This is a genomic window from Herbaspirillum sp., from assembly GCF_035644555.1.
GTDB lineage: Bacteria > Pseudomonadota > Gammaproteobacteria > Burkholderiales > Burkholderiaceae_D > Herbaspirillum.
Window position 1 is genome coordinate 1 of record NZ_DASQOH010000058.1, and the last position, 16,516, is coordinate 16,516.

The 16,516-nt window shown below is 62.5% G+C and carries 16 protein-coding genes; 1 reads left to right on the forward strand and 15 read right to left on the reverse strand.

Annotation, left to right across the window (positions count from 1 at the left end):
- Together ppsA and VE092_RS16150 are read right to left on the reverse strand one after the other, a co-directional pair.
- On the reverse strand, positions 1–2,132 hold a 2,132-nt coding region (ppsA, locus tag VE092_RS16145; protein ID WP_324878455.1), incomplete at its 3' end, for a phosphoenolpyruvate synthase.
- A gap of 10 nt (positions 2,133–2,142) precedes the next feature.
- Positions 2,143–2,397, reverse strand: a complete 255-nt coding sequence (locus VE092_RS16150; protein WP_324878458.1) for a hypothetical protein — start codon at positions 2,395–2,397, stop codon at positions 2,143–2,145.
- A gap of 108 nt (positions 2,398–2,505) precedes the next feature.
- On the opposite strand from VE092_RS16150, the gene ppsR reads away from it, so the two are divergent.
- Positions 2,506–3,360 carry a posphoenolpyruvate synthetase regulatory kinase/phosphorylase PpsR gene (gene ppsR / locus VE092_RS16155; RefSeq protein ID WP_324878460.1) on the forward strand — a complete coding sequence of 285 codons (855 nt, stop codon included), beginning with the start codon at positions 2,506–2,508 and terminating at the stop codon, positions 3,358–3,360.
- Here the strand turns inward: ppsR and VE092_RS16160 are convergent.
- The 13 genes from VE092_RS16160 to uppS all read right to left on the reverse strand — a co-directional run bounded on the left by VE092_RS16160 (position 3,341) and on the right by uppS (position 16,411).
- Positions 3,341–3,871, reverse strand: coding sequence for a DUF6314 family protein (locus VE092_RS16160; RefSeq protein ID WP_324878462.1), 531 nt, complete (start codon positions 3,869–3,871; stop codon positions 3,341–3,343). The genes ppsR and VE092_RS16160 overlap by 20 nt on opposite strands.
- 9 nt (positions 3,872–3,880) lie before the next feature.
- Positions 3,881–4,672: an RNA methyltransferase gene (locus VE092_RS16165; protein ID WP_324878464.1), complete on the reverse strand. Its 792-nt coding sequence runs from the start codon at positions 4,670–4,672 to the stop codon at positions 3,881–3,883.
- Between the two features lie 9 nt (positions 4,673–4,681).
- Positions 4,682–5,329, reverse strand: coding sequence for a ribonuclease HII (gene rnhB / locus VE092_RS16170; RefSeq protein ID WP_324878466.1), 648 nt, complete (start codon positions 5,327–5,329; stop codon positions 4,682–4,684).
- A 46-nt stretch (positions 5,330–5,375) separates the two neighbouring features.
- A complete protein-coding gene (gene lpxB, locus VE092_RS16175) occupies positions 5,376–6,551 on the reverse strand; it encodes a lipid-A-disaccharide synthase (protein WP_324878468.1) in 1,176 nt (391 codons plus the stop codon).
- The gene (gene lpxA, locus VE092_RS16180) at positions 6,535–7,323 is read right to left on the reverse strand and encodes an acyl-ACP--UDP-N-acetylglucosamine O-acyltransferase (RefSeq protein WP_006462530.1); all 789 of its coding nucleotides are present in this window, start codon (positions 7,321–7,323) and stop codon (positions 6,535–6,537) included. The genes lpxB and lpxA overlap by 17 nt, the downstream gene beginning before the upstream one ends.
- A gap of 133 nt (positions 7,324–7,456) precedes the next feature.
- Positions 7,457–7,921 carry a 3-hydroxyacyl-ACP dehydratase FabZ gene (gene fabZ, locus VE092_RS16185; RefSeq protein WP_006462531.1) on the reverse strand — a complete coding sequence of 155 codons (465 nt, stop codon included), beginning with the start codon at positions 7,919–7,921 and terminating at the stop codon, positions 7,457–7,459.
- Complete coding sequence (lpxD, locus tag VE092_RS16190) at positions 7,914–9,002, reverse strand: UDP-3-O-(3-hydroxymyristoyl)glucosamine N-acyltransferase (RefSeq protein WP_324878472.1); 1,089 nt, start codon at positions 9,000–9,002, stop codon at positions 7,914–7,916. The genes fabZ and lpxD overlap by 8 nt, the downstream gene beginning before the upstream one ends.
- Before the next feature lie 128 nt (positions 9,003–9,130).
- A complete protein-coding gene (locus VE092_RS16195; RefSeq protein ID WP_324878474.1) occupies positions 9,131–9,640 on the reverse strand; it encodes an OmpH family outer membrane protein in 510 nt (169 codons plus the stop codon).
- 45 nt (positions 9,641–9,685) lie between these two features.
- Complete coding sequence (bamA, locus tag VE092_RS16200; RefSeq protein ID WP_324878476.1) at positions 9,686–12,067, reverse strand: outer membrane protein assembly factor BamA; 2,382 nt, start codon at positions 12,065–12,067, stop codon at positions 9,686–9,688.
- Between the two features lie 189 nt (positions 12,068–12,256).
- Positions 12,257–13,630 carry an RIP metalloprotease RseP gene (rseP, locus tag VE092_RS16205; protein ID WP_324878479.1) on the reverse strand — a complete coding sequence of 458 codons (1,374 nt, stop codon included), beginning with the start codon at positions 13,628–13,630 and terminating at the stop codon, positions 12,257–12,259.
- On the reverse strand, positions 13,627–14,799 hold the full coding sequence (gene ispC / locus VE092_RS16210) for a 1-deoxy-D-xylulose-5-phosphate reductoisomerase (RefSeq protein ID WP_324878481.1): 1,173 nt from the start codon (positions 14,797–14,799) through the stop codon (positions 13,627–13,629). Before ispC ends, rseP begins: the two co-directional genes overlap by 4 nt.
- Positions 14,800–14,825: 26 nt before the next feature.
- The gene (locus VE092_RS16215; RefSeq protein WP_324878484.1) at positions 14,826–15,653 is read right to left on the reverse strand and encodes a phosphatidate cytidylyltransferase; all 828 of its coding nucleotides are present in this window, start codon (positions 15,651–15,653) and stop codon (positions 14,826–14,828) included.
- Positions 15,653–16,411, reverse strand: a complete 759-nt coding sequence (uppS, locus tag VE092_RS16220; protein ID WP_324878486.1) for a polyprenyl diphosphate synthase — start codon at positions 16,409–16,411, stop codon at positions 15,653–15,655. The genes VE092_RS16215 and uppS overlap by 1 nt, the downstream gene beginning before the upstream one ends.
- Positions 16,412–16,516 lie beyond the last annotated feature (105 nt).

Below are 16,516 nucleotides of genomic sequence, written 5' to 3' on the forward strand. Positions count from 1 at the left end.
TCCATGCCGGAATCGCGGTCCAGGCCCAGGGTCAGCTGGGTCAGGTCGTTGGAACCGATGGAGAAGCCGTCGAAGTGTTCCAGGAACTGCTCGGCCAGGATGGCGTTGGACGGCACTTCGCACATCATGATGACGCGCAGGCCGTTCTCGCCGCGCTTCAGACCATACTTGCCCAGCAGGCCGATGACCTTTTCAGCCTGGCCCAGCGTACGCACGAACGGCACCATCACCTCGACGTTGGTCAGGCCCATGTCTTCGCGTACGCGCTTCATGGCCTGGCATTCCATCTGGAAGGCTTCGGCGAAGTCATGCGCCAGATAACGGGCTGCACCACGGAAGCCCAGCATCGGGTTTTCTTCGTCCGGCTCGTAGCGCGAGCCGCCGATCAGCTTCTTGTACTCGTTGGACTTGAAGTCCGACAGGCGCACGATCACCGGCTTGGGCCAGAAGGCCGCAGCGATGGTGGCGATGCCTTCGGCCAGCTTGTCCACGTAGAAAGCCTTGGGCGAGGCATGACCACGGGCCACCGACTCCACGGCCTTCTTCAGGTCGGCGTCGATGTTCGGGTATTCCAGGATAGCCTTGGGGTGTACGCCGATGTTGTTGTTGATGATGAATTCCAGACGCGCCAGGCCGACACCGCCGTTGGGGATAGACTGGAAGTCGAAGGCCAGCTGCGGGTTGCCCACGTTCATCATCACCTTCAGCGGGATCGGCGGCAGTTCGCCACGGGCCACTTCGGTCACTTCGGTTTCCAGCAGGCCGTCGTAGATCTTGCCTTCGTCGCCTTCAGCGCAGGACACGGTCACCAGGGTGCCATCCTTCAACACGTCGGTAGCGTCACCGCAACCGACCACCGCCGGCACGCCCAGTTCACGGGCGATGATGGCAGCGTGGCAGGTACGACCGCCACGGTTGGTGACGATGGCCGAGGCACGCTTCATCACCGGTTCCCAGTTGGGGTCGGTCATGTCGGCCACCAGCACGTCGCCGGGCTGCACGCGTTCCATTTCGGCCGGGTCGGTGATCACGCGCACCGGACCGGCGCCGATCTTCTGGCCGATGGCACGGCCAGTGGCCAGCACGGTACCGGAGCTCTTGAGCTTGAAGCGCTGCTGGGCGTCGGTGGCCTTTTGCTGCGACTTCACGGTTTCCGGGCGAGCCTGCAGGATGTAGAGCTTGCCGTCACGGCCGTCCTTGCCCCACTCGATGTCCATCGGACGCTGGTAGTGCTTTTCGATGATGGTGGCGTACTTGGCCAGTTCCACCACTTCGGCGTCGGTCAGGGAATAGCGGTTGCGCAGTTCCACCGGCACGTCCACGGTCTTGACCGAGCGGCCAGCCTTGGCTTCGCCGGTGAACTCCATCTTGATCAGCTTGGAACCCAGGTTGCGACGGATCACGGGCTGCTTGCCCAGTTCAAGCATGGGCTTGTGGACGTAATACTCGTCCGGGTTGACGGCGCCCTGCACCACGGTTTCGCCCAGGCCATAGCTGGAGGTGATGAAGACCACATCCTTGAAGCCCGATTCGGTGTCGATGGTGAACATCACGCCAGCCGCGCCCACGTCGGAGCGCACCATGCGTTGCACGCCGGCCGACAATGCCACTTCCGCGTGGGTGAAGCCCTTGTGGACGCGGTACGAGATGGCGCGGTCGTTGTAGAGCGAGGCGAAGACGTGCTTCATCGCTTCCAGAACGTTGTCGATACCGACCACGTTCAGGAAGGTCTCCTGCTGACCGGCAAAGGAGGCGTCAGGCAGGTCTTCTGCGGTGGCGGAAGAACGCACGGCGAAGGACATCTCGGCGGTCGAATCAGCCACCAGCTTGTCGTAGAAGGCACGGATCTCCTGGTCCAGGCGCGGCTGGAATGGCGTGTCGATGATCCATTGACGGATCTCGGCGCCGGCTTGCGCCAGCGAACGCACATCATCGATATCCAGACCTTCGAGGCGCTTGGCGATACGGGCGGCCAGCGTCGGGCCACCATCGGCACTGTGTTCCAGGAAATCGCGGAAAGCTTGCGCAGTCGTGGCGAAACCGCCCGGCACGCGTACACCGGCACCGGCCAGCTGGGAAATCATTTCTCCCAGCGATGCGTTTTTGCCACCGACGGACTCGACGTCCGTCATGCGAAGAGTTTCAAAGGAGGCTACGTATACCGCCCCCTGGGTGTTTACTGCGTTGGACATGACTACCCCTAGCTTGATGATAAGAAATCTTCGCGGGCGCGGCATGGGTCGGTTTATTTTTGTTATTCTGCGACGGTTGCGGCAGCAGGTGCGGCATCGAGGAATGGCCCAGAGACATCAGCAGACGTGCGCCGGCACCGAGGACGTTTGCCAGTGCAAACATCGTCAGGAACTCGTTCATATTGCGCAGACGAATGACGGTCATCAGGATGGGCTTCTCGAAAAGTTGCTAGGCATTGTACCGCGTGAAATCCATTTTGTTCATTGCACCAAACTTTTTTTCAATTTTTCCAAAAGACAAGATCCTCCCATCATGCTCGACCCCATGCCGATCCCGCATCCTTCGCCCGTTCTGGCCGCCAACCGTACCGTTTTCTTCGTCTCCGACGGCACCGGGATCACCGCCGAAACCTTCGGGCATTCCGTGCTGAGCCAGTTCGAGTTGCGTTTCAAGCAGATCCGCCTGCCCTTCATCGACACCCTGGAAAAGGCCCACGACGCCACCCGCAAGATCAACGAAGCCTATGCCGTGGATGGCAAGCTGCCCATCGTCTTCTCGACCCTGGTCAAGTCGGAGCTGTCCTCGGTGATCCGGCGTGCCAAGGCGATGCACATGGACCTGTTCCAGACCTTTGTGGAGCCGCTGGAGCAGGAACTGGAAATGAAGTCCACCCACACCATCGGCCGCAGCCACAACACCACCGATTCCGAGGAATACCGCAATCGCATCGAGGCCATCAATTTCTCCCTGGCCCATGATGACGGCCAGTCCAACAAGAACCTCTCGGAAGCGGACGTGATCCTGGTGGGCGTCTCGCGCTCCGGCAAGACCCCGACCAGCCTGTATCTGGCCATGCAGTTCGGCATCAAGTGCGCCAACTACCCCCTGATCCCGGAAGACTTCGAGCGCGAAAAGCTGCCCAGCGGCCTGGTGATGCACAAGAAGAAGATCTTTGGCCTGACCATCGCTCCCGAACGCCTCTCTGAAGTGCGCAATGAACGTCGTCCGGGCAGCAAGTATGCCGCGCTGGAAAATTGCCGTTATGAAATCAATGAAGCCGAGAAGATGATGCGGCGTGAAGGCATCCGCTGGATGTCCTCCACCACCAAGTCCATCGAGGAAATCGCTGCCACCATCCTGCAGGAAATCAAGCTGGAGACGCGCTGACCTCGGGCTCGACCTCAGGCCCGCAGCGACGGGCCACGGTCAGCACGCGGGTGCGCTTTTTAGGACCGTTGATGAAGGTTTCCATGGTGAAGGAATCTTCAGTATCGAGGGTGTAGGCGGCGTTGTAGCAATCCGGGCCGCAGAGGTGGTCGGCGGCCGGAACCAACATCTTGCCACACAGCAAATAAGACTGATAAGGCTGGCCGACGCGCTCACCGTCGGCGAACAGCACCGCGACCCGGTCGGCGCCAAAACGGTAATCGAAGAGACGGGAAAACAGGATGGGGCGCCCCAGTGCCCCTGCCAGCATGCGCAGCTGGCCACGTTCGCGGTAGAGCAACTGGCCCGGCACTTCGCCCGAAATGAAATCGAAGATGCCGACAGCCGTAGCCTGCGGCATCTCGCTGCCTTCCCAGATGGTGCGATCGAACTGCCATTGCCCAAGGAAGTAGGCAGCCAGGGCAGCCAGGTCAGGGGGAGGAAACGCCGTCGTGACCGCCCTCGTCACCATGATGCTCTCTCAGTGCCCCAGCGTGCGCTGGCGCAGTTGTTCGAACAGGCAAACGGCCGCCGCAGCGGCCACGTTGAGCGACTCCATCTGCCCCAGATGCGGGATCACCACTTCTTGCGTTGCGGCCTCCTGTAAGGCCGGCGAGACGCCCTGCCCTTCATGCCCCAGCAGCCAGGCCACAGGACCGGAGAGGTCGCAATCGTAGATGGTCTGCGCGGCGTGCGAGCTGGTGGCCAGCAACGGGATGCGGCTGGCGGCACACAGCGCCACCAGATCCACGTTCTCGAAGATATCCAGCACGAAATGCGCGCCCATGCCGGCGCGCAAGACCTTGGGCGACCAGGCGGCCACCGTGCCGGGCGAACAGAACACCTGCTTCACTCCCGCAGCGGCTGCGCTGCGCAGGATGGAACCGAGATTGCCCGGGTCTTGCAGACCATCCAGCAATACTGCCGAATCCCGCAGCGATTGGGGCGCGACCGCCTGTGGGGTCATCACCAGCAAGAGCAGCCCGACACCGTTTTCGACGGTGCTGATGGCGTCATACAGCTTGTCGGCCAGCACCAGACACTGGGCACCCAGCGCTTCACTACGGGCCAGGATGGGGGCGACCTCGGGATGGTACTGGGCGCCCTCTGCCACCACGCAGAGCTGTGGCGCACCGCGATACTGCAGCCAGGCCTGGGCCAGGTGCACGCCGTCCAGCAGGCTCTGGCCGGCGCGGCGGCGCGCCTGGCTGCTGGAGGCCAGCTGCTTCAGATCCTTGAAGAGCGGATTGTCTTTCGAAGTAATCAGTTTCATGCGCCCTCCCTACGCCACCATGACGGCCGGGCTTGATACTACCTGGCCTGACAGCAGGGCCTTGACCGGAGCGTAGGAGCGGCGGTGCACCGGCGACACGCCATGCAAGCGCAGCATCTCCAGATGCAAGGGGGTTGGATAACCCTTGTGGCGGTCAAAGCCGTAATGCGGATAGGCATCGTGCAAGACCATCAGTGCCGCATCGCGCGCGGTCTTGGCCAGGATGGAGGCGGCCGAGATCGAGGGCACCTTGTCGTCGCCCTTGATGATGGCTTCGGAGCGGATGCTCATCACCGGGCAGCGATTGCCGTCGATCAGCGCCAGCGTGGGCAAGGTGGAGAGTGCTTCCACCGCGCGTCGCATGGCCAGCATGCTGGCCTGCAGGATGTTGAGCTCGTCGATTTCCTGCTCGGTGCAGGAGGCGATGGACCAGGCCAGCGCGCATTCCTTGATCTCCAGCGCCAACCCATCGCGGGCGGCTTCGCTGAGTTTCTTGGAGTCGCGCAGGCCCTTGACCGGGCGCGCCGGGTCGAGGATCACGGCGGCCGCGAACACCGGACCAGCCAGCGGCCCGCGGCCCGCCTCGTCAACGCCGCAGATGATCTCTCCGGTGTGGTCGTCGAACAAGGCCATTGTCTGCGGCGCCAGCTTGGGCATGGGAATTTCCTTCTTCAAACTTGATAACGGACCGTCACTGCCGAGGTCAGCGGCGACGGGCGCCGATGACCTCGCACACGGCGTTGGCACTCTCGCGACTGGTATCGCGCAGCAGCGCATGGTGCATGTCGGCAAAGCGCCGCAGCAGGCGCTGCTGGTGGGCGTGGTCTTCCAGCTGATGCCACATCGCGTCGGCCAGCGCGGTCGGGGTCGCCTGATGCTGCAGCAGTTCCGGCACCAGGAAGTCCCGGGCCAGGATATTGGGCAGGCCGACCCAGGGCTGGTAGGCCATGTGACGCATGATCTGATACGAGGCCCAGTTGACCTTGTAGGAAATCACCATCGGCTTCTTGTACAGCGCCACTTCCAGCGAAGCGGTCCCGGAGGCCACCAGTACCGCATCCGAGGCTTCCATGGCGCAGTGCGACTGGCCGCGGATGACCTGGATGTCCAGATCTTCGTAGCCACTCTGGCGAATCTGTTCCTGGAAGAATGCCATCTGGTGATCACCGGCCATGGGCGTGACGAACTGCAATTGTGGGTCACGCTGCCTGAGCAGGCGCGCCGCCGCCAGGAAGCCCTCACCATTCTGCTTGAGTTCGCTCATGCGGCTGCCCGGCAGGATGGCCACCACCCGGCCGGGACCGGTCAGACCCAGGCGCTGGCGGGCGCCGGCCGTATCCGGTTGCAGCGGAATCACCTCGGCCAGCGGATGGCCGACATAGGTCACCGGCACGCCCGCCTGGCGGTAGATGCTTTCCTCGAAGGGGAATATGACCAGCATGTGCGATACCGCACGCTGGATCTTCTTGATGCGCCAACCCCGCCAGGCCCAGATCTGCGGCCCGATGAAATGGATGGTCGGGATACCGGCCTTCCTGAGCTGTTCTTCCAGGCCCAGGTTGAATCCCGGGTAATCGACGCCGACGAAGGCGTCCGGCCGGTCGGCCAGCAGCTTGTCGCGCAGCGCTTCCTGGATGCCCCTGATCTCGCGATAGCGCGGAATCACCTCGAACAGACCGCGCACGGTCAGCTTGTCCATCGGCCAGTGGCTGGTGAAGCCTTGCGCGGCCATATGCTCGCCGCCGATGCCGTGCAGACGCGCCTCCGGCAGCCGTTCACGCACGCCAGCCAGCAGGCGGCTGCCGAGCAGGTCGCCTGAACTCTCGCCGGCCACCAGCGCAATCGACTGGCGCCGCGTGATGTCAGCGGATGATGCCACGGGCCGAAGCCTCGATGAACTCGCGCAACATGCGGATGTACTGGGCAGCATCGGCGGACTTGGCTTCCATCTGCGCCAGTTCCTGCTTGGCCTGCTCCAGCGGCAGGTTGGCACGATAGATCAACTTGTAGGCGCGCTTGATCTCCATGATCTGCTCGCTGCTGAAGCCACGGCGCTTGAGGCCTTCGCTATTGATGCCGGCGGGAACCGCGCGATTGCCGGCAGCCGTCACGAAGGGCGGGACGTCCTGGCTGACGGCGGCGGTAAAGGCCGTCATGGCATGCGCGCCGATATGGCAGAACTGGTGCACGGTGGTGAAACCGCCCAGGAAGACGTAATCACCCAGGTGAACGTGCCCGGCCAGCGTGGCATTGTTGGCCAGGATGATGTTGTTGCCCAGTTGGCAATCATGGGCCAGGTGGACGTAGGCCATGATCCAGTTGTCGTTGCCGATGCGGGTGGCACCGGCATCCTGGACGGTGCCACGGTTGAAGGTGACGAATTCGCGAATGGTGTTACGGTCACCGATCTCGACGGTGGTGGGCTCGCCGGCATACTTCTTGTCCTGCGGCGCCGCGCCGATGGAGGCGAACTGGAAAATCTCGTTGTCCCGACCGATGCTGGTGTGGCCTTCGATGACGACGTGCGGACCGATACGGGTACCGGCGCCGATGCGCACGTCAGGACCGATGACGGCATAGGCACCGATCTCGACCGACTCGTCGATCTGTGCTCCGGGAGCAATCACTGCGCTTGGATGGATCTTGGACATAACCTGTACTTCGCTTGGTTTCGCTGAATGCGCACATTGCAAAACAGCAATATGCACAATGATTCAGGCCCGGCGCGACCTTGCCGATCGCCGCCGGGCCTGCCTTGCAGCCTGCCCTCAGGCCGGCCGGGAATCAGGCGCTCTGGCTGGCGTCGGCGGCGCTACGCATGGTGCACATCAGATCGCCCTCGACCGCCACCTGGCCATCCACGGTAGCCACGGCACGGTACTTCCAGATTCCGCGCGCACGACGGGTGATCTCGACTTCCATCTTCAACTGGTCGCCCGGCTCCACCGGACGCTTGAAACGGGCATTGTCGATACCCACGAAATAGACCACGGTGTTTTCGTCCGGCTTGCGGCCTTCGGTCAGGAAGGACAGCAACGCAGCCGTCTGGGCCAGGGCCTCGATCATCAGCACGCCCGGCATCACCGGCTTGTGCGGGAAGTGGCCATTGAAGAATTCTTCATTCACGGTCACGTTCTTGATCGCGGTGATGGTCTTGCCGCTCTCCCAGTTCAGCACGCGGTCGACCAGCAGCAGCGGGTAGCGGTGCGGCAGGTACTGTTTGATTTGATTGATGTCGAGGCTATTCATTCTCTTTTTGATTCTCTGAAAACGGGGCTTGGCCCACTTGTTCTTGTGTCAACGTTTTGAGCGATTTTTCCAACGCCCGGATTTTCTCACGCATCGTGCCCAGATTGCGCACTAACGCCGCCGATTTTTCCCAGTCGCGGTGTTCCGTGATGGGATAGAAACCGGTGTACTGGCCCGGCTCCAGGATGGATCGCAGGGCCAAAGTGCCAGCCGAGACATGGACCTTGTCAACGATGGTGATGTGGCCATGGATCATGGCCGCCCCACCGATCGAGCAGTACTTGCCGATCCTGGCGCTGCCGGCGATGCCGGCGCAGGCGGCAATGGCGGTATGGGCGCCGATGTGGCAGTTGTGGGCGATCTGGATCTGGTTATCGAGCTTGACACCCTCTTCGATCACGGTATCGGCCAGCGCGCCGCGGTCGATGGTGGTATTGGCGCCGATTTCGACGTCGTCGCCGATCATCACGCGGCCGACCTGGGGAATCTTGATCCACTGGCCCGCCTCATTGGCGAAGCCAAAGCCATCCGCACCGATCACGGCGCCGGAATGGACGATGCCACGGGCACCGATCTCGCAGTCATGATGCAAGGTGGCGCGCGCGTGGAAATGGGTATCCTCGCCGACCCTGGCATGGTGACCGATGAAGCTGCCGGCATCGATGCGGGCACGCGCACCGACGGTTGCGCCGGCTTCGATCACGACCAGCGGACCGATGACGGCATCGGCCGCCACGCTGGCAGACGGGTCCACGACGGCACTGGGATGGACGCCGGCCGGCGGCACCACCTCGGCCAGGGCCTGGAACATCTGCGCGGCACGGGCGAAATAGGCGTAGGGATTGCGGGTGACGATACGGGCTCCGGCGTAGCCCTGCACCTGGGCGTCGTCGGCCTCGGACAGGATCAGCGCCGCAGCCTGGGTCTGGTCGGCTTGTGCGCGGAATTTGGGATTGGAGAGGAAGGTGATGTGGCTGACACCTGCGGCATCCAGCGGCGCGATGGCCTGGACGGCGATGTTCGCATCACCCTTCAACTGCCCGCCCAAGCGCTCGACCAATTGCGCCAGTCGAATACTCATCTTGGCTTTCCGAATGATAGGCGTTACCTGGAATGACGATAGAACGAAAGCCGCCTGCATGGCGGCCCCTGAAGCGACATGCGGGCGCCAGGGCGTTGCCGCCCCGCGCCCGCACGGCATTGCGCCAATTACTTGGCCAGTTCCTTCAGAACCTTGTCGGTGATATCGATGCGCTTGGAAGCGTAGACGGCTTCCTGGAACACGATGTCGTACTTCTCGGCATCGGCGATCTGGCGGATCACCTTATTGGTGCGCTCCAGGACCACGGCCAGTTCTTCATTGCGGCGCTGGTTCAGATCTTCGCGGAACTCGCGTTGCTTACGCTGGAATTCCTTGTCCAGGTCGGACAGGTCACGCTGGCGCTTGGCGCGGTCGGAATCGGACAGCACGGCCGCGTCCTTGTCCAGCTTGTCGGACTGGGCCTTCAGGCGGGCGGCCATGTCTTGCAGGTCACGGTCACGCTTGGCGAATTCGGCTTCCAGCTTGGCCTGGGCCGCCTTGGCCGGCGCCGCTTCGCGGAAGATGCGTTCGGTGCTCACGAAGGCGATTTTCGAGCTTTCCTGCGCATGGGCAGGAGCGAAGCTCAACAGGCAGGCCGCCATCACAATGGTCTGCAGGGACAGGAACGATTTGGTCATGAACTTCAAGATTACTCTCCGTATTACGAATCAATGATGACCGCTTTAGAAGCCGGTACCCAGTTGGAACTGGAAGGTTTGAGACTTGTCACCCGTCTTCAGGTTCAATGGCTTGCCGAAGCTGAGCTTCAGAGGGCCGATCGGCGACACCCAGCTAATACCGACACCGGCCGAATAGCGCAGGTCGTTGATCTTGATGTTTTCGCCATCGGCGAAGACGTTACCGCCGTCAAAGAAGGTGAACCAGCGCAGCGTACGATCCTGACCGGAGCCCGGGAACGGGAATTGTAACTCCACGTTGCCGTACAGACGAGAGGCGCCACCCATGGAGTCGCCGTACTGGTCCTTGAGGTTACCCAGCGACGAAGCCTCATAGCCGCGGACGGTGCCGATACCACCGGCATAGTAGTTCTTGAACACCGGATAGGGCTTGTTGCCCAGGCCGCGGCCGTAATCCACTTCACCGTTCAGGGCCAGGGTCACAGCCTTGCTGAAGAAGGGCTGGAAGTACTGGTGCTGATAGCTGGCACGGTAGTACTTCAGGGTACCAAGGTACGAGACTTCCAGGTTGGCGCGCTGGTAGCGGCCCGAAGTCGGCACCAGAGCCGAGTCACGGCCGTCACGCTGCCAGGCCACCGTCAGCGGAATGCTGGTGGTACGGGCACTGCCGATACCGCAGGTCGCGCTGGAGGAAACATCGGTCACATCGCAACCGGAGGCCCCGGCACCGCCGAAGTCACGCACGTACTGGCGATACAGCGAGGGGCTGGTGCTGTCGGTACTGACGTTGGTGTTTTCCAGACCGATACCGAAGAACACGCGATCCAGTTCCGAGAACGGGACACCGAACTTGATGCTGCCACCCAGCGTCTTGACGCGATAGTCACCGGTCGTATAGACCGAGGGACGGATCGTGCGCAGGTAGATTTCGTAGGTGCGGCTGATGCCGTCATCGGTGAAATACGGATTGGTGGTCGACAGCGAGATCGTGCGATAGCGCGAGCTGGTGTTGATGTCGATGCCCACGGTATTACCGCTGCCGAAGGCGTTTTCCTGCGAGATCGAGCCGGTCAGACTGAGCTTGTCGGACTGCGAGAAGCCGGCGCCGACCATGATGTTGCCGGTCGGCTTTTCCTCGACCTTCATGTTGACGTCCACCTGGTCGCTGGTACCCGGCACTTCCGGCGTATCCACGGTGACTTCCTTGAAGTAGCCCAGACGGTCCACGCGGTCGCGCGAGAGCTTGATCTTCTCGCCGTCGTACCAGGAATCCTCGAACTGGCGGAATTCGCGGCGGATCACTTCGTCGCGGGTCTTGGTGTTGCCGGCGATGTTGACGTGACGCACGTACACACGCTTGCCCGGGTCGACCATGATGGTGAAGGCGACTTCCTTCTTTTCGCGGTCGACATTGGGGTTGGCGTTGACGTTGGCGAAGGCATAGCCGAAGTTGCCCAGGCGCTCGCCGATCTTCTTGGTGCTGTCGGTGAGCTTGGCGCCAGAATAGACGTCACCCGGCTTCAGTTGCACCAGCTTGGCCAGTTCCGGCTCCATGCCGAACATCTCGCCTTCAAGCTTGACCCCGGAGACGGTGTACTTCTCGCCTTCCTTGATGTTGACGGTGATGTAGATGTCTTTCTTGTCGGGCGTGATCGACACCTGGGTCGATTCGACCTGCATTTCCAGGTAGCCGCGATCCAGGTAGTACGAGCGCAGGGTCTCGATGTCGCCCTGCAGCTTTTCCTTGGAATACTGGTCGGCCTTGGTGTACCAGGTGAACCAGCCCGGGGTGGTCAGCTTGATCTGGTCGCGCAGGGTGCTGTCGGAGAACACCTTGTTGCCGACGAAATTGATCTGCTTGATACGGGAAACTTCACCTTCGTCCACCGAGAAGGTAATCGCCACGCGATTACGCTCGACCGGGGTGACGGTGGTGGACACCTTGGCGCCGTACAGGCCGCGCGAAAGGTACTGCCGCTTCAATTCCTGCTCGGCACGATCGACCTGGGAGCGGTCGAAGATACGCGACTCGGCCACGCCGATTTCCTTGAGCGCCTTGGTCAGCTGTTCCTTGTCGAACTCCTTGATGCCGGAGAAATCGACACTGGCGATGGCAGGACGCTCGACCACCTGCACCACCAGCACGTCGCCTTCGGCCTCGATGCGCACATCGCGGAAGAAGCCGGTGGCATACAGCGCCTTGATGGCGGCGGTAGCCTTTTCATCGTTGAACGTGTCGCCCACGCGCACCGGCAGATAGCTGAAGACCGTGCCGGCCTCGGTACGCTGGATGCCTTCGACGCGGATATCCTTGACCACGAAGGGCGTGACCGCCATGGCCTGGCTGGAGCACAGGGCAAAGGCGGCTGCGGCGATCAGGCGACGGGAGAAGGTCGGGATGGGATGTTGCGCAGGGTGTAATTTCATCTATCGTTCATCAACAGTTTTTCGCCGCAGCACTGCCTGACAAGATGCTGGTAAGAAATTGAGAACGGATCCCAGATCCATTGCCAATTGCTTAACAACTGCCAGCGGGGCCAGCCCGGCAAATGTAAAAAATCCGGTCTTTCGCGCCGCCCCGCCGCGGGTATCGACGGGGCTGGCATCAGGCCGGATTCATCCTTGGAACATCAGTCGCACGATATCGTTGAATGCAGCAACGAGCATCAGCGCCATCAGTAAACCCAGGCCGGCCCGCTGCGCGATTTCCCCAAACCGTTCGGAAACGGGCCGTCCTGTCAAAATCTCCAGCGCATAATACAGCAAATGACCGCCATCTAGAACCGGGATTGGCAAGAGATTCATCACGCCGAGGCTGATACTGATGAAGGCCAGGAAGCTCAGATAGCTGACCAGACCGACGCGCGCGGTCTGTCCCGCATAGTCGGCGATGGTGATGGGCCCGGTGATGTTCTTCAGCGAAACCTGGCCGACGATCATCTTGCCGATCATCTTGATGGTCATCACGCTGGTATCCCAGGTGCGCTGCGCGCCCTTGGCCACGGCGGTCAACGGGTCGTCGCTGACGGTGGCCATCTCCGGTGCCAGGGGTACTTCGACCTTGATGCGTCCGATGCGCTTGCCGCTGTCGCCCTCTTCCACCGTATCGGGGGTCACGCGGACGTCGAACCGCCTGTCGCCACGCTGACCTTCCAGCAGCAGAGGCTTGCCGGCCGATTCGCGAATCTTTTCGACGAAGGCCAGGCCATCCTGGACCGGCACCGCATCGATGGCGATGATGCGGTCACCGCTCTGCAACCCGGCTGCCTTGGCCGGTCCGTCCATGATCTTGCCCAGCACCGCCGGCGGCCGGGCCAGTGCCAGGCCCAGCTTGCCCAGGAAATCACCTTCCAGCTCGTTGCTGTCGATGCTGCCCAAGCGCAGCGTCACGGTATCGAGCAGCTTGCCACCGCCAGCGGGGTTGGCCCGCTCGACGTCGACCCGTGCATCGGCCTTCTCCAGCACCAGCTGCATCAGCTTCCAGCGCACTTCCGACCAGACCTGCACCGGGGCCCCATTGATGGCGGTGATACGGTCACCGGCGCGCAGGCCGGCCTGATAGGCGGCGCTTTGCGGCGAGGCGGCGCGCAGCACCGGCACCGGCTCGGGCACGCCGTGCATGTACAGACCGGCAAACAACAGGATAGCCAGCAGGAAATTGGCAATCGGCCCCGCCGCCACGATGGCGATGCGGCGCCATACCGACTGCCGGGTAAATTCGCGTTTGAGATCGGCTTCGGGGATGTCTTCCAGCGGCTGCTCGCGGGCATCGAGCATCTTGACGTAGCCGCCCAGCGGCAGGACCGACAGCGCCCACTCGGTCTGATCACGCCCGAAACGGCGCGACCAGATCACCCGGCCCATGCCCACCGAGAAGCGCAGCACCTTGACTCCGCACCAGCGGGCGACCAGGTAATGGCCCAGCTCGTGCACCACCACCAGGGTGCCCAGGGCAACGAAGAAAGCGATCAGGGTATGCAGCAGCGTCATCGTGAAATCAGGGCCTCGGCATGGGCGCGTGCGCGCCGATCCTGTTCCAGCAAGGCCTCGATGTCGTCGGCCTGGCAGTTGGGGATGGCGGACATGACCTCTTGGATCAGGGGAGCGATCTTCCCGAAGCCGATGCGGCGCTCCAGGAAGGCCTGCACGGCGACCTCGTTGGCGGCATTGAGGATGGCCGCCAGCGTGCCGCCGGCTCGCAGGGCATCATACGCCAGTTTCAGGCAGGGAAAGCGCCGATAATCGGGCGCCGAGAAAGACAGCTGCGCGATCTGCGCCAGATCCAGCGGCGCCACGCCGGAGGCGATACGCTCCGGATAGGCCAATGCATTGGCGATGGGGGTGCGCATATCCGGGTTTCCCAGTTGCGCCAGCACCGAGCCGTCAGCATAGGACACCATGGAATGGATCACACTCTGCGGGTGGATCACCACCTCGATCTTGTCGGCCGGCGCACCGAAGAGCCAATGCGCCTCGATTACTTCCAGGCCCTTGTTCATCATGGTGGCGGAATCCACCGAGATCTTGCGTCCCATCACCCATTTGGGATGGGCAACCGCTTCCTCCACCGTGACCTGGTCGAGGGTGGCGACATCGCGCGTCAGGAAAGGGCCGCCGGAAGCGGTCAGCATGATCTTTTCGACACCGTGCTCCGGCATCGAGCGGGTGTAGCCGGCCGGCAGGCACTGGAAGATGGCGTTGTGTTCGCTGTCGATGGGCAGCAGGCTGGCGCCATGGGCAGCCACCGCATCCATCAGCAGCTGGCCGGAAATGACCAGGGCTTCCTTATTGGCCAGCAGGATCTTCTTGCCGGCGCGGGCGGCAGCCAGGGTCGAGGCCAGGCCGGCGGCGCCGACGATGGCAGCCATGACCATGTCGCAGCCCTCTGCGGCAGCGATATCGCACAGGGCCTGCGGTCCGTAGGCCACTTCCGTGTGCAGATCGGCTGCGTCCAGGCGCTGCTGCAGCTCGGCCGCCGCTTCAGGCGAGCCGACCACCGCCACCTGCGGACGGAAACGTCGGCATTGCTCCGCCAGTTCGGCCACGCGCGCATGTGCGCTCAGGGCATGGACGCGGTAACGGTCCGGATGACGGGCGACCACATCCAGCGTGGACACGCCGATGGAGCCGGTGGAACCGAGAATGCTGATGGACTGCATGGAATTTCCAGAAGGAAAGCGGCGGCTCAGGCAGCCGCCAGCCAGAGGTCGACCAGAGCTGCCAGCGGCAGCACCGGGATGAGTGCGTCGATACGATCAAGCACGCCGCCATGGCCGGGCAGCAGATTGCTGCTGTCCTTCATGCCGGCGCGGCGCTTGAGCTGCGACTCGAACAGATCACCCACCACACTGGCCACCACCATCAGGCTCAGGATGCCGACGAAGCCGGCCCAGCCCCAGCGATTGAAGAGATGGTACTGAAAGGTTTCGCCCCCGGTCACGGACATGACCACCGCCGCTGAAATCACCAGTACCGCCAGCCAGCCGCCGATAGCGCCTTCCCAGGACTTGCCGGGCGAAATGCTGGGTGCCAGCTTGTGGCGACCGAAACCCTTGCCGGAAAAATAGGCGCCGATGTCGGCCACCCAGACTACCGCCATCACCGACAGCAGGTACAGGGGGGAACGCTGGAACAGATCGACGATGGCGACGAAGCAGCCCAGGATGGACAGCATGTAGGTGGCATTGAGCAAGCGGTTGCCGAAGGCCTCCACCTTGGGCAGACCCAGACCCAGTGCAGGCACAAAGCGCAGCGCCCAGAGCAGCACGCACAGTACGTATAGCGGCCGTACGCTGGGCAGACCGCTGAAGAACAGGATCACGCAGAAGGCCAGGGTCCACAGCGTGGCCCAGAGGGTGGGACGCGGGCTCTTGAAGAGACGGAAACATTCCCAGGCACCGGCGGCGAAGAACACCAGCGCCGCCATGGCGAAGGCCGGGAAGTAATCGAAATACAGGATCGGCAACAGGATTGCCAGCAGGATCAACGCCGTGATGACACGCGTCTTGAGCATCAGGAAGCCTTTTTCTGATCCAGCACCTGGGCGCTGGTGCGCCCGAAGCGGCGCTCGCGTTGTTGATAGGAGGCAATCGCCACATCCAGCGCCTTGGCGTCGAAGTCGGGCCAGAAGGTCTCGGTGAAGTACAGCTCGCTATAGGCCAGTTGCCACAGCAGGAAGTTGGAGATGCGTTGTTCGCCACCGGTGCGGATGAACAGGTCCGGCTCCGGGGCATAGGCCATGGCCAGGTAGGGCGCCAGTTCTTCCTCGGTGTAATCGGATACACCCGGCTTGTCCTTGACCATGCGCGAGACCGCCTGCATGACGTCCCAGCGGCCACCATAGTTGGCGCAGACGGTGAGGGTCAGGCGGCTGTTGCCGGCAGTCTGGGCCTCGGCCTTGGCCGCCATCTCCTGCAGTTTGGGATCGAAACGGCTCATGTCGCCGACGATCCTGAGGCAGATGCCGTTGTTGGCCATCTTGCCCACTTCGCGCTCCAGCACCGTCATGAACAGGCGCATCAGCACCGACACCTCGTCGGCCGGCCGGCGCCAGTTCTCCGAACTGAAGGCGAACAGGGTCAGGAATTCGATGCCGCGTTCGGCGCAGGCCTCGACGATGGAGCGTACCGCATCCACCCCCTTGGCATGGCCCGCCACGCGCGGCAGGAAACGCTTGGTCGCCCAACGACCGTTGCCGTCCATGATGATGGCAACATGGCGCGGAACCGCGGAAGACTCCGGAACCGCAAGAGTTGAGCTTTGATGCTTCATGAAAATAATTTAGTGCATTTCCGTGCTTGGAGGAGGCCGCAGCGCCTCATGGTAACGGCCCCGGGGCGCTTTGACAAACCAGTCGCCGCCACCCTGCCCCCACCG